This window comes from Pseudomonas sp. WC2, from assembly GCF_050586545.1.
Classification (GTDB): Bacteria; Pseudomonadota; Gammaproteobacteria; order Pseudomonadales; family Pseudomonadaceae; genus Aquipseudomonas.
The window spans coordinates 1-13,968 of sequence record NZ_JBOBDR010000023.1 but is presented as its reverse complement, the minus strand read 5'-3'; the positions used below and the strand labels follow the sequence as shown (position 1 = coordinate 13,968).

The following is a 13,968-nucleotide window of genomic DNA, read 5'->3' as shown; positions in this document are numbered from 1 at the left end:
CAATGCCAATTCGTGTCGACCTGCTCGCGTTAGAGCCCAATGTCCCTGGCCGCGCCTGCCTGACTGTAAAAAAATGGACAGGCGCCGAGGAACAGCTGGAGTTTTCCATTCAGCGTAACCAGGACAGTTTCTATCTCCAGGAAGGACAAGTCTGGAGCAACAACCCGTTCTGGTTTCAGGTGTCGCGTTTCGACGTTGCCGCCAGCGGTGAAGCGCTCGAAGCCCAGGTTGGCCCGGAAGTCGTCGATCCATTGCTGGAAGGCGGCGCCAATTCGCAATTTCGCATCGAACTGCGCGAGCAGGGGCCGGGGCATACCGACGTCGGTGTCGTCCGCCCGGGTGTCGGGCTGCTGCCGTCCACCGCCGGCGGTGAAACCCGCTCGACTTACGGCGCCGCACAGCTGAGCACGCCGAAAGCTCCGGAGCCGGAGATTCCCGAATTGCCAGAGCTGGTGCTGCCCGACCTCGAGGCGCCCGTCGAACCTGAGCCGATTACCCCTGAGCCCGTCTACACCCCGCCGCCGGCGCCGGTGAAGAAGAGCAACAAAGGTCTGATCGGCCTGATCATTGTGGTGTTACTGCTATTGGCAGCTGCCGCCGTTTTCTGGTGGATGAAACGCACCCCGGAACCTGCCGCTCCAGCGGTCGCCGCAACGCCAACGGCGAGTGCCGATGCCGAGGCCTGCACCCTGGAAAGCATGAACAGTGTGCCCGAGCTGACGTTCGTGCAGACCTGCATCAAAGCCGCACCCGACAGCGCCAAGCTGCTGGAGATCATCAACCAGGCCAAGGCCGGCAAACACTGCGGTGTCGCCCAGCGTCTGTACGCCAACCGCGCCCAGGCCGGTGACGCTCTGATCGCCAACGCTTACGCCCACGAATACGATCCCAAGTACCTGAAAGCCAGCGATTGCTTCCCTACAGCAGACAACGCCACGGCGGCGTACTGGTACGAAACCATCCTGACCCAGGACCCGAACAATGCCGAAGCCAAGCAGCGTTTCGAGGAGTTGCAAAAGTGATGCGCGCGTCCATGAATCGTTTCCTGCTCAGCGGCGCCGCATTGCTTGCACTGTGCATCGGCTCGTTGGCCCAGGCCGATGAAAAACCGTTGATCCAGGCGGGCAAAAAGACTTTGTTCCAGCGTGTACTGACCACTCCGGGCTGCAAGATCAGCCCGACGGCGGGCGGTGCGGCTGGCGATGAACAACCGGTGTTCAGCCGTTTCTACGTCTACGAACGCGCTCAAGCGAGCAACGCCGAGTGGCTGAAAGTCGGCCCCGACAGTTACGGCAAAACCATCGGCTGGCTGCCCGCCAGTTGCACCACCGACTGGAAAATGCAGCTGACCCTGGCCTTCACCAACCCGGCCAACCGCGACCGTCTGCTGTTCTTCAAAGAACGCGCCACGGTCGAAGGCATCCTTGATGCGCCGGACCCGGTGAGCAAAGTCGCCCCACTGCGGGCCACGCTGAAGAAAGGCCAACAGGCCCCCGGCGTCCTGGCCGAAGAACCTGAATACTTCGTCGACCTGCAAAAGCAGTTCTACCTGCTGCCGGTACTCAGCGGCGAAGAAGTCATGACCGAAGCGGGTTTCCGCACGCGGCTGCTCAATGTTGCATCGGTCAGCAAGGCCGAGGACAAAAACGCCAAAGGTGCTGCCGCTGGCGGCGCAGCCGCGGGCAAGGAAGCCGAAGACAAGGCCACCAGCCAATTGAAGGAATTCAGTGCGGCAGTGGTGTTTGTCATCGACTCGACGATTTCCATGGACCCGTACATCGACCGTACCCGCGAGGCGATCCGCAAGGTCTATCAGCAGATCGAATCGCAAAATCTAGGCAAACAAGTGAAGTTCGGCCTGGTCGCTTTCCGTTCCAGCACCGATGCGGTGCCGGGGCTGGAATACACCACGAAGATGTACGCCGATCCGACCAAGGTAAAAGACAGCGCGGACTTCCTCGCCAAGGTCGCCGACCTTAAGCAGGCCAAGGTTTCCAGCAGCAGCTTTGACGAAGATGCCTACGCCGGTGTGATGCACAGCATCGACAAGGTCGACTGGAGTCAGTTCGGCGCGCGTTACGTAGTGCTGATCACCGATGCCGGCGCCATCGAAGGCGACGACAAACTGTCGAAAACCGGTTTGAGCGCTGCCCAGGTCCGCCTCGAGGCGGCCAATCCGGGCGTGGCGATTTACACCCTGCACCTGAAAACACCGGCGGGGATCAAAGACCACGCCAAAGCCGAGGCGCAGTACCAGAACCTGTCGACTTACCCGGGCACCAACACCTCGCTGTACTACCCGGTGAACGCGGGCGACATTCAGGAGTTCGGGCGCAAGGTCGACACCCTGGCCGCCGCCATCACCTCGCAGGTAAAAGCCGCCTACATGGGCGAAGACGCCATCGGCAGTGCGGCGAACGCCAAGCAGGATCCGGCCGAGAAGAAGATGCTCGACGACGCCGCGCTGATCGGCCACGCCATGCAACTGGCGTATCTCGGCGAGAAGACCAACAGCAAGGCGCCACCGGTGTTCAAGGCGTGGATCACCGACCGCGATCTGATCAAACAGAACATCCCGACCACCGACGTACGCGTGCTGCTGACCAAATCCCAGCTCAGCGATTTGAGCGACGTGATGAAGCAGATCCTCGACGCGGCCAACGAAGGCCTGATTTCGCCGACGGAGATGTTCGATCGCCTGCGCTCGGTCGCTGCGACCATGGGCGCCGACCCTAATCAGCTCAAGCAGAACGGCAATGCCAAACTGGCGGACATGGGCGTGCTCGGCGAGTACCTCGAAGACCTGCCCTACCAGAGCGAAGTGCTGAACCTCGACGAAGAGACCTGGAAGAGCTGGGACGGTCTGGCGCAAGAGAAATTCATCCGCACGCTCAACACCAAACTGCGCCACTACCAGCGCTACAACGCTGACGTCGACCGTTGGGTGGCATTGGCCAAGGACAGCGATGCGCGGGACAACGTTTACCCCGTGCCTCTGGAAATGATGCCTTAACGAGACGCTGATGCTCGATATCAAGAACCTGCTGGTGCGCCGCGGTGAAGGCGCGCTGGCGCATCACGTGCGTCTGCCGCAATTGCAGGTCGGTGCCGGGGAAATCCTCGCCATCACCGGTGAAAGCGGCAGCGGCAAAAGCACACTGCTCGAAGCGATTGGCCTATTGCTGGCGCCGGTCGAGCTAGAACGCTTTCGCCTGGGCAAAACGTCGGCGGCCACACAACCGGTACAAGACATTGCTCGCCTGCTGGCCAGCGATGATCAGCCCGGACTGGCGACGGTGCGTTCGCGGGATTTGGGCTTCATTCTGCAAAGTGGCGGCCTGCTGCCGTTTCTCAGTGTGCGCGACAACATCAGCCTGCCACGGCGCTTGCTGGGCATGCCGGCGCACAGCGCTCACGTCGATCACGCGGTCGAGGTGCTGCGCCTGCAAGGTTTGCTGGATAAGAAGCCGCAAGCCTTGTCGATCGGTGAACGCCAGCGGGTCGCCTGCGTACGGGCGATTGCCCATGAACCGCTGCTGCTGTTGGCCGACGAGCCGACCGCCGCCCTCGACCCGCACAGCGCGCGCCGCTTGTTCGAATTGTTGCTGAGTCTGGTGTCGAGCATGGGTTTGAGCGCCCTGGTGGTTTCCCATGATTGGGCCTTGCTCAAGGATTTCGGTTTGCCACGGCTCGGCGCCATCAGCCGTCAGGGAGAGACACTGTTTGAACCGATGGACTGAGCGCCTGCGCCTGCTGACCACGCTGGCCCTGCAAGACCTCTGGCACGACCGCAAGGTGTCGTTGTGCATCGCCGCCTCGCTGGTGGCGGTGATCGCGCCGCTGTTGCTGTTGTTCGGGCTCAAGCACGGGGTGGTCAGTCAGTTGCAGGATGAACTGCTGCGTGACCCGCGCAATCTCGAAGTGAAGATGCTCAGCAACGGCAACTACGACAGCGCCTGGATCGAACGCCTGCGCCAGCGCCCGGAAACCGGATTTGCCCTCGGCCAGACCCGCTCGCTCAACACTCAGGCGGACTTGTTTGTCGGCCTGCAAAAGTTTGTCGAAGGCGCGGAAATCATCGCCACCGAACCCGGCGACCCGCAGCTGAACCTGCCGCAATTCAATCCTGTCGGCAATCAAGTGATCCTCAGCGCCCGCGCCGCGCAACGCTTGCAGGCCAAGGCTGGCGACCGTGTGCAATTGCGCGTGCTGCGCCGGCTGGAAGGCGTCAACGAACGCGGTGAAATCACCTTGAACGTGCTCGCGGTGCTCGATGGCGCACGCTTCGGCCGCGCCGCCGGATTCGTTGCGCCGCCACTGCTGCTGGACCTCGAACGTTTTCGCGACGGCTATCAGGTCGCTGCATTCGGCACTACCACCGGCAAGCCGCAAGGCAATCTGCAACCTCTGTATGCACGTGCTCGGGTGTATGCGCGGGACATCGATCAGGTCGCGCCGCTGGAACGCTGGCTCAACGAACAACACATCGAAACCTCGAGCCGACTGGCCGACATCGACAACGTCAAAGCGATCAACCATGTACTGGGTTTGATCTTCGGCGTGATTGCTTTGGCGGCGCTGATCGGCTGCGTGGCGTCGATGGTCGGGGCGTTTCTGGCCAACATCGACCGCAAGCGCAAAAGCCTCGCGGTGCTGCGCCTGCTGGGTTTCAACCGTGCGGCGGTCGGCGGCTTCGTGATCACCCAGGCGCTGCTGTTGAGCCTGGCCGGTTATCTTGGCGGGCTGGGGTTTTATGCCGTCGGTAGCCATTTGTTCGACTACTTGCTCGGCAGCAGCCAGGCCACCGGCACCTTCGTTTGTCACATCACTTTCTGGCATGGCCTCGCCGCCCTGCTCCTGACCTTTGTGGTCGCTGCACTGGTGGCCATGATCGGCGCCGTGCGAGCCATCACCATCCAACCTGCGGAGAGTCTGCGTGAGCTATAAACATTTTGGCTTGCTGTTGCCCCTGAGCCTGGGCTACCTGCTCGACGCCTCGGCGGCGGGCTGGGAAGAGAAGTATTACAACCCGATGCCCGAGGCCAGCGACGTGGTCCTGCCGATGCCCTGCGAAGGCTCGATGGTGTTTCGCAAGGTGTTCATCCCGGTCGCCGGACCGCTCGATGACTACCCGATCAACATCGGCCAGGACGGCGCCGAGTACGGCTACGTCGAGCAGACTCGGCCAACCTTTATCGCCGGCAGCTTCACCGGTGGCAAAAGCGATAAATCCCGTTACTACCTGATGGCCAAGTACGAGATGAGCCAGCTGCAATACGCCGCGCTGACCGAAGACACCTGCCCCACCGCCGCGACCAAAATGCGCCTGCCGCAAGTCGCCGTGAGCTGGGTGCAAGCCATCGATGCCGCCGACAAGTACAACCTGTGGCTGCGCAAGAACGCCGCCGACAAGTTGCCGAAAGAAGACGGCGCGCTGGGCTTTCTGCGCTTGCCGACCGAAGTCGAGTGGGAGTTCGCCGCACGCGGTGGGCTGGAAGTCGGCGCCGCAGAATTCCGCGACACGCACTATCCAATGCCGGACGGCATCAACGCCTATGAGTGGTTCGCCGGGGCGCAATCGTCCAACGGCAAACTGCAACTGACCGGCCTGCAGAAGCCCAACCCGCTGGGCCTGCACGACATGCTCGGCAACGTCGACGAGATGATGTTCGAACCGTTTCGCCTGAACAAACTCGACCGTCAGCACGGCCAGGCCGGCGGCTATGTGGTGCGCGGCGGCAATTACCTCACCGCTCAGGCAGACCTGCGCACCGCACTGCGCAAGGAGCAGCCGTACTACAACGCCGACGGCCCAGCGAAGAACAAGACCAGCGGCCTGCGTCTGGTAATGGTCTCGCCGACCCTGACTTCACGCGAGCGAGTCGCCAGCATCGAGAGCAGCTGGAAGAAACTCGGCACCGGCAGCAAGGAAACCGAATCGGCGGACAAAGGCACCGTGCAGTCCCTGAATACCCTGGCCTCGGGCGTCGAAGACAAAGCCCTCAAGGAAAAACTCCAGGCCCTGGAAAACCAGTTGCGCGCCAGCAATCAGCAGCAGGAAGAAACCCGCGATCAAGCGATTCGCGCCAGCCTCAACCTCGGTGCCTTCCTCTGCACCAAGATGCTCGATGACGGCCAGTACGTGGATTTCCTGCAGAAAAACTACAAGCTCAACTGCGAGTCCGCCGACAAGGACGCCAGTTGCGACATGCGCAAAGGCAAGCTCGACGAGCAGAAGGATCGCCTGCACAAACTCAGCCGTTACTACGCCAGCAGCCTGGTGGAATCGGCGACGCTGTACGGCCAGCCGCTGCTCGAAGCACAGGTGCCGGTGATGGAAGAAATCATCACCCGCAACAAACAGTTGCAAGACCTCAAACCGTATTTGCGCACGCACTGGGCGAACCAGAAGACCTTCCTGCAAAAGCAGAAGATCGACACCGACGCCTGGCTCAACAGCTGCAAAACCGTATCCCAATAACAACGCACCACAACACTGTCATCAAGGAGCTTCACCATGTCGCGCAGCCTCTGGACTCGCTTCAAGCTACAAATCGCTTTCGTTGTCACTGGCAGCCTGCTGCTGACCGGCTGCGCCAACACCGGCAGCTCGATGCTTGGCGGTAGCGACGGCGCCGACCCACGCCTGACCCAAGGCAGTGACGCGCAGTTCTTCAGCAAGTCCGGCTATCAGGCCTGCGCCGTGGGTGCCGGCGTCGGCATTCTCGGTTGCGCGCTGTCCAACAGCAGCAACAAGGCTGTATGCGCCATCGCCGCCGGTATCACCGCGTGCGGCGTGGCCATGGGCGCCAACTACTACCTGGATCAGCGTCGCAGCGAATACTCCGACACCACCACCCGTCTGGCGAAGATGAACAGCGATGTCGAGCAAGACACGCAAAACGTGGTTGCCCGTACCGCCACCGCGCAACAAGTGATCAACGACGATCAAGCGCGCATCGCCCAGATCAAGAAAGACATCGCCAACAAGAAAGTCGACAAGAACAAGGCGCAAACGCAAATCGCCGAGATCGATCAGAACATCGCACGCCTGCGTAAAGACCTCGGCAACATGCGCACCAAGGTCACCGAGTACACCAAAGTGGCTGATGCCGAACGTGCTGGGGGTGCCAGCGCCGAGATGAAGCAGGTGGACGTGAACATCCTGAAGATGAACGAGAAGGTCGCCGCCCTGCAAAAGGAAGTCGACGGTCTCTACAGCCAGCGCTCCGCGATCACTCTGGGCTAAGCACATGACGCTAAAACAGCTGGCGGTCCTGACCGCCATCCTGGCGTTGGGCGGTTGCGCCACCAAGCCAGGCGAATGCGATGCGACCAATCGCGACAGCAGCATGCTGACCAAGATGAACTGTGACTACTCCGGTGGTTACAGCGATCAGGTCAAGCAGAAGGAGCAGGCGCTGGCCGAGTCGCGCCAGCAGAACGCGATGTTCCGACAGGTCTACCAGAACATCCAGGCCCAGCAACTGAACACCAAACTCGATCTGGCCAGCCAGCAGAAATCCCAGGCTGAGCTCAACCAGTCGCTGGGCAAGTTGCTGACTTCGCTCAAGGGCCGACGCGGTAATGAAGGCTCGGTGCAGAAGCAGATTGCCGATCTCGAGCAGCAGCTCAAGGCCTCGCAGGCAGCGCCAACCGCCAAGGCTTCACCGGCGGCGCTGGCAGCCAAGCAGGAACAGCTGAAAACGCTGCAGAAAAAGGTCAATCAGTTGCAGTTCAGTCTCGGTTACGAAGAGTAACTGTTCACCCCGCAGGCCTGCCGTCGCAGGCCTGCAGCTTTTTCAGGAATCGTCGTCATGCAGCGGGTCATCAGGGATGCGCACGCCACACCGGAGGGGATGAGTGCGCTGCAGGCCAAAGTCGCCCTCATTCAGAAACACTTTCCACCCACCACCGCGAGTCTGTTCGCCATCCCCCGGATGGGCAGTGGCGAGGTGCTGGAATGGTGGACCGAACTGGGTGGCCAGCCCACGCCCTATGCCGAGCTCAATGAGGACGCGCAGCGCCGCTTGCTGCAAACCTATGAGGTGCGCCAGACCTCCCTCGAACAATTGGCCGACGAATTGCAAAAACGCGGGCAGCCCGGGGTCGCGGATGATCTGCGCAGCCTGCTCGGCAGCCCGGAGCTGGACAAGCTCTACAGCCTCAACGGCGAGCCGCTGGTAGTGCGCTGGAACCAGCGACCGCCGCGTCCGATCGTGCCGCCAGTGGTGCCGCCCGTGCCATTGGCGCCGGTAGTGCCGCCTTCGCGCCGTGGCTGGTGGATTGCCGCCGCGCTGTTGGCCCTGCTGTTGCTGCTTTTGGCGCTGTGGCTTTGGTGGTTCCTGCACCGTGAACCCGCCGTGGTTGCTGTTCCGCCGGCGGCACCGATCGTGGCCCCGGTGGAACAACCGGTCGAGCCCGTGCCCGAGCCTGTTGTGGAACCGGAACCTGTTCCAGAACCAGAGCCAGTGCCAGAGCCGGAACCCGTTCCGGAGCCCAAGCCCGTCCCGCCACCTAAACCCGTAGTGGTCGCTCCCCCGCCGCCGACACTGGACAACTTCGCCTGCCGTAAAAAAGCCCCGAATGCGGTGATCCCGCAATTCGTCGTGGTGCTCGATACTTCAGGGTCGATGGAGCTCAACACCCGAGCGGTGAAAGCCGACGAAGACTGGTTTTTTGGCAACAATCTCAACAAGTACACCGACCCTGAACGCACGATGCGAATCTTCGAGAAACCGAGCCGCATGAACGTGGCGCAGGATTCGCTGGCAGGGATGATCAACGCGTTGGACCCGAAGATCGACACGCGCCTGATCACCTTCGCCGGGTGCGAAAGCACGCCTGACCAAGGGGTGTTCAAGTTTGGTGACCGTCAGCGCCTGATCAACGGGATTCGTGGCCTGGTGCCCAACGATGGCACACCGTTGGCCGATAGCCTGGCCAAGGCAGCGAGCACCGTGGACGGGCGCAACAACGACGCGGTGATCGTGATGTTCATCGACGGCGAGGACGGTTGCCAGAAGGACGTTTGCGCAGTGTCGCGACGCATTGCCCAGGAGCAACCGCGGTTGCGGGTCAACGTGGTGAGCATTGGCGCCGGCGGACCGTCGCAGTGCATTGCGAAAAACACCGGTGGCCGGGTTTACGCGAGCACCAACGCGGCCGAACTGGCCAAGCAGTTGAAACTGGCGAGCAAGGAAGTGTCCAGCAACGCCAAATGTAATTGAGCCGCTGAATTGCGGTGACTGCAATCGCGAGCAGGCTCGCTGCCACAGGTGGACATTAATCCAATGTGGGAGCGAGCCTGCTCGCGAAAGCTATTTCAAAGGCGCATCAACGAAAACGATCAACCTCAGACCGCAAATCCGCCGCCAGCTTCTCCAGCTCTTTCGCGGTGACCGCGAGGTTCGACACCACCTCACGCTGCTCACTGTTAGCCAAAGCAATGCTCTGCAAGTTGCTGCTGAGCAAGGTCGCGGTGCTGCTCTGCTCCTGAGTTGCGGTGGTGATCGCAGCAAACTGCTGACCTGCCGAACGGCTCTGCTCATCAATCCGCGCCAGCGCCGAGGCGACATTGGCGTTACGCGACAAGCCTTCCTGCATCAGCACATTGCCCTGTTCCATGGTGCTGATCGCATTGCCGGTTTCCTGCTGGATGCTGTGGATCATGCTGGAAATCTCATCCGTCGCCTGACGGGTGCGTGAGGCCAGACTGCGCACTTCATCGGCAACCACCGCGAAACCGCGACCTTGCTCACCGGCGCGCGCCGCTTCAATCGCAGCGTTGAGCGCCAGCAGGTTGGTCTGCTCGGCAATCGAGGTAATCACACCGACGATGCCGCCGATTTCCTGAGAACGCTGGCCAAGGGTGTTGATCACCGTGGCGGTGCTGTTCAGCGCGCCGGCGATCTGCTCCAGCGACGACGAAGCTTCTTGCATCGAGCTGCGGCCGATCTGCGTTTGCTGGGCATTTTCCTGGGCCAGACGCTGGGTCGCGCCCATGTTGTCGGCGATGTTCAACGACGTGGCGCTGAACTCTTCCACCGCACCGGCCATGCTGGTGATTTCGCCGGATTGCTGCTCCATGCCTTCATAGGCACCACCGGACAAACCGGACAGCGCCTGTGCACGGCTGTTGACCTCTTCCGAAGAGCGGCGGATGTGCTCGACCATCGTCGACAGGGCCTGACTCATCTGATTGAACGCGCGGGACAGCTGACCGATTTCGTCGTTGCTGGTCACGTTCAAGCGCACGCTCAGGTCACCGGCACCCAGGGCTTCGGCCTGACGCACCAGATCACCCAACGGTTGCAGCTTGGAACGCAGCAGCCACATCGCCGAGCCCACCGCCAACAGCATCGCCAGCAGGCTGCCGATCGCCAGTTGCGTACCGACGCTCCAGGTCACCGCGCGAATCTCGGCTTTCGGCATGCTCGCCACCACCGACCACGGACCACCGTCGAACGGTACGGCGACGCTGTAGAAATCTTCGGACTTGTCGCCCCAGAATTGACCTTTGCCCGGCGTCTTCGTCAAACCGTTGATTACCGGGATCGCTTGATCCAGCGCCTGCACGCCCGCCGGCGGGACCAGCCATTTGTTTTGCTCATCGAGCAGCGCCAGCGAGCCGGTCTGGCCGATGCGGAAGCGCTTGAGGTTGTCGAACTGGGCGTTCTGCGCGTCGGTGTAATCAAAACCGACGAACAACACCGCAATCACCTTGCCGCTGCCATCACGCACCGGGGTGTATTGGGTCATGTAGGAACGATCGAACAGCAAGGCGCGACCGACGTAGCCTTGCCCCGCCATCAGTTTCGCGTAGGCCGGGTGTGCGTGATCGAGCAAGGTGCCGATGGCGCGGCTACCGTCCTGCTTGGTCAGGGAGGTGCTGACGCGGACGAAGTCTTCGCCGCTGCGCACGAACAGCGTGGCGACGCCGGCGGTCATCTGCTTGAACTCGTCGACTTCCTTGAAGTTGTTGTTCAGCACTTCGCTGCCCAAATGCAGGCCCGGAGTCTGGGTGCCGGCGACATTCACTGGTTCATCGGCGTGAATGCTCAGGCCGGCGCTGAAGCGCTTCTCGAACAACCCGCTCAGACGCTGGGTGCTTTCCCGCAGCGTGCCGTGGAACGTGCTCAGTTGGTCGGCCAGCAGCCGCGCCTCACTGGCCAAATGCTCTTCACGGGTAGCGAGGTTGGCGGTATCCAGCGAACGCAGGGCGAACACCGTACTGCCACTGATAACTATCGCCAGTATCACAGCAAGGGCAAGGCCCAGCTGCGAGGCGATCCGAGCGCGAGGTTGAGACATGGACAGCTCCTGGCCGAGCGACGGGATCCTCCTTGATCCCGACTCGGATAATTTTCTAATAATGGGGGTGGATCGTGGATACCGGCACGACGGTTCCACATGCTCGTAGTCGGCGGTAAATCCGAATACTTGAGCGCGCAACGTGGGTATGGCGCAAGGCCGCCATTGTGGCGGCTCCAACGTTTCAGCTCAAGCGCGCGACCGCCGGCAGCTCCATGGCGCGGACTTCGCCCTGCAGAAAGTCGCTGAGACGGCGCAAACGTTCACCGCCCGGGCGGGTTTTTGGCCACACCAAGTAATAATTCAGTCCGCTGGCGACGGCGGTCGGCCACGGCAGACTCAGTCGACCTTGCGCGACATCCTCGGCCACCATCAGCAGATCACCCATCGACACACCGTAACCGCGCGCTGCGGCAATCATGCCCAATTCCAGCGTGTCGAAGACTTGCCCGCCCTTGAGCGAAACCTGATCGGACAGCCCCATGTGCTCCAGCCAACTGCGCCAGTCGCGGCGATCCGGCGTCGGGTGAAGCAGTTCAGTGGAGGCCAGCCGGGCCAGATCCCACGGTTGATCGTTGAGCAGGTTCGGCGCGCCGACCGGAATCAATTCTTCGGGAAACAACAGGCTCGCCTCCCAATCCGGCGGGAAATGCCCGTCGCTCAGCAACACCGCGCAATCGAACGGCTCATCGTTGAAGTCCACCGAATCGACGTCCATCCATGCGCTGGTCAGTTGCACTTCGTTGCCCGGCTGCAAATGGCGGAAGCGACTTAGGCGCGCCAGCAGCCAGCGCATGGTCAGGGTCGACGGGGCTTTCATGCGCAGGATGTCGTCTTCGGCGCGCAAGGTATTGCAGGCCCGCTCAAGGGCGGCGAAACCTTCGCGGATGCCGGGCAACAACAAGCGGGCTGACTCGGTGAGCTGCAAATGGCGACCGCTGCGGTGAAACAGCTTGCACGCAAAGTGATCTTCGAGCGTACGAATGTGCCGGCTCACCGCACTCTGGGTGATCGACAATTCCTCGGCTGCACGCGTGAACGAGCTGTGTCGTGCGGCAGCTTCAAATGCACGCAGGGCATACAGGGGAGGAAGTCGACGGGACATGCACAAGGCTCCTGCAGCGGGATACAGCGAAATAGGTAATTTAGACCAGGGATGAGTTTTACTCATGCCACCCATCCTTTTTATCCCTTTGTGCAATGCCTGCCAAGCGCCGAGAATCGACGCTCCCCTGTTCCCTCTGAAATCGAGTGGTGATGACCATGCAACATCCTGTGCGTACCGAACTCTGGGCCATTCTGCGGCTGGCAGGGCCGTTGATCGCTTCACAGTTGGCGCACATGTTGATGGTGCTGACCGACACCCTGATGATGGCGCGACTCAGTCCCGAAGCGCTGGCCGGCGGCGGACTGGGCGCGGCGACTTATTCGTTTGTGTCGATTTTCTGCATCGGCGTCATCGCGGCGGTCGGCACGCTGGTGGCGATTCGCAAGGGCGCTGGCGACATCATTGGCGCCGCGCGCCTGACTCAGGCCGGATTGTGGCTGGCGTGGCTGATGGCGCTGGGCGCCGGCTTGCTGCTGTGGAACCTGAAACCGGTTCTGCTGCTGTTCGGCCAGACCGAAACCAACGTCAACGCCGCCGGGCAATTTCTCATCGCCCTGCCCTTCGCCCTGCCCGGCTACCTGAGCTTCATGGCCCTGCGCGGCTTCACCAGTGCGATTGGCCGGGCGACCCCGGTGATGGTCATCAGCCTCGCTGGCACGGTAGCGAATTTCCTGCTCAACTACGCGCTGATCACTGGCATGTTCGGCCTGCCGAAAATGGGCCTGATGGGCATCGGTCTGGTCACGGCGATTGTCGCCAATTGCATGGCGTTGGCACTGGCCTGGCACATTCGCCGGCACTCGGCCTATGACGCCTATCCGTTGCGTGCCGGGTTGTCGCGGCCTAATCGGCAGTATCTGAAAGAACTCTGGCGCCTCGGTCTGCCGATTGGTGGCACCTACGCGGTGGAAGTCGGGCTGTTCGCGTTTGCGGCGCTGTGCATGGGCACCATGGGCAGCACGCAGTTGGGCGCACACCAGATCGCCCTGCAGATTGTTTCGGTGGCATTCATGGTGCCGGCAGGAATGTCGTATGCGATCACCATGCGCGTCGGCCAGCATTACGGTGCCGGGCAACTGAGCGATGCGCGGATGTCCGGGCGGGTCGGCATCGTCTTTGGCGCCGTGGTCATGTTGGGGTTTGCGATGGTGTTCTGGTTGCTGCCCAATCAGTTGGTCGGGTTATTTCTCGATCACAATGATCCGGCGTTTGCCGAGGTGATTCGCTTGGCGGTGAGCCTGTTGGCGGTGGCGGCATGGTTCGAGTTGTTCGACGGCACGCAGACGATCGCCATGGGCTGCATCCGTGGGCTCAAGGATGCGAAGACCACGTTTCTGGTCGGGCTCGGCTGCTACTGGCTGATCGGCGCACCGGCGGCGTGGTGGATGGCGTTCCACTTGAACTGGGGGCCGACGGGCGTCTGGTGGGGATTGGCGCTGGGCCTGGCCTGCGCGGCGGTGAGTTTGACGCTGGCGTTTGAGTGGAAGATGAAGCGGATGATTCGGCTGGAGCCTGCTACATCACGCTTTGAGGTCGTTGGCGCGGAT

10 protein-coding genes and 1 pseudogene are annotated in these 13,968 nt (G+C 61.7%); 9 read left to right on the top strand and 2 right to left on the bottom strand.

Features of this window, described 5'->3' with window-relative positions:
- The first annotated feature begins 2 nt into the window (after positions 1–2).
- The 8 genes and pseudogenes from ACQ4OE_RS23425 (at position 3) to ACQ4OE_RS23390 (ending at position 9,230) form a co-directional block, all read left to right on the top strand.
- Complete coding sequence (locus ACQ4OE_RS23425) at positions 3–1,022, top strand: hypothetical protein (RefSeq protein WP_430948068.1); 1,020 nt, start codon at positions 3–5, stop codon at positions 1,020–1,022.
- The gene (locus ACQ4OE_RS23420; protein ID WP_430948067.1) at positions 1,022–3,013 is read left to right on the top strand and encodes a vWA domain-containing protein; all 1,992 of its coding nucleotides are present in this window, start codon (positions 1,022–1,024) and stop codon (positions 3,011–3,013) included. The genes ACQ4OE_RS23425 and ACQ4OE_RS23420 overlap by 1 nt, the downstream gene beginning before the upstream one ends.
- Before the next feature lie 85 nt (positions 3,014–3,098).
- A pseudogene (locus ACQ4OE_RS23415) lies at positions 3,099–3,740 on the top strand (ABC transporter ATP-binding protein); the annotation flags it as partial.
- Positions 3,724–4,947, top strand: a complete 1,224-nt coding sequence (locus tag ACQ4OE_RS23410) for an ABC transporter permease (protein ID WP_122594545.1) — start codon at positions 3,724–3,726, stop codon at positions 4,945–4,947. The pseudogene ACQ4OE_RS23415 and the gene ACQ4OE_RS23410, both read left to right, overlap by 17 nt.
- Positions 4,937–6,481 carry an SUMF1/EgtB/PvdO family nonheme iron enzyme gene (locus tag ACQ4OE_RS23405; RefSeq protein ID WP_430948066.1) on the top strand — a complete coding sequence of 515 codons (1,545 nt, stop codon included), beginning with the start codon at positions 4,937–4,939 and terminating at the stop codon, positions 6,479–6,481. Before ACQ4OE_RS23410 ends, ACQ4OE_RS23405 begins: the two co-directional genes overlap by 11 nt.
- Before the next feature lie 36 nt (positions 6,482–6,517).
- Positions 6,518–7,249 (top strand): hypothetical protein, encoded by a 732-nt coding sequence (locus tag ACQ4OE_RS23400; protein WP_430948065.1) that lies wholly within the window; start codon positions 6,518–6,520, stop codon positions 7,247–7,249.
- Positions 7,250–7,253: 4 nt separating this feature from the next.
- Positions 7,254–7,760: a hypothetical protein gene (locus ACQ4OE_RS23395; RefSeq protein WP_122594542.1), complete on the top strand. Its 507-nt coding sequence runs from the start codon at positions 7,254–7,256 to the stop codon at positions 7,758–7,760.
- A 57-nt stretch (positions 7,761–7,817) separates the two neighbouring features.
- On the top strand, positions 7,818–9,230 hold the full coding sequence (locus ACQ4OE_RS23390) for a vWA domain-containing protein (protein ID WP_430948064.1): 1,413 nt from the start codon (positions 7,818–7,820) through the stop codon (positions 9,228–9,230).
- 106 nt (positions 9,231–9,336) lie between these two features.
- On the opposite strand, the gene ACQ4OE_RS23385 is transcribed toward ACQ4OE_RS23390, so the two are convergent.
- Together ACQ4OE_RS23385 and ACQ4OE_RS23380 are read right to left on the bottom strand one after the other, a co-directional pair.
- Positions 9,337–11,313, bottom strand: coding sequence for a methyl-accepting chemotaxis protein (locus ACQ4OE_RS23385; protein WP_122594540.1), 1,977 nt, complete (start codon positions 11,311–11,313; stop codon positions 9,337–9,339).
- Between the two features lie 184 nt (positions 11,314–11,497).
- Entirely contained in the window at positions 11,498–12,418 is a 921-nt protein-coding gene (locus ACQ4OE_RS23380) for a LysR substrate-binding domain-containing protein (RefSeq protein WP_122594539.1), read from the bottom strand.
- A gap of 158 nt (positions 12,419–12,576) precedes the next feature.
- On the opposite strand from ACQ4OE_RS23380, the gene ACQ4OE_RS23375 reads away from it, so the two are divergent.
- On the top strand, positions 12,577–13,968 hold a 1,392-nt coding region (locus tag ACQ4OE_RS23375), incomplete at its 3' end, for a NorM family multidrug efflux MATE transporter (protein WP_430948108.1).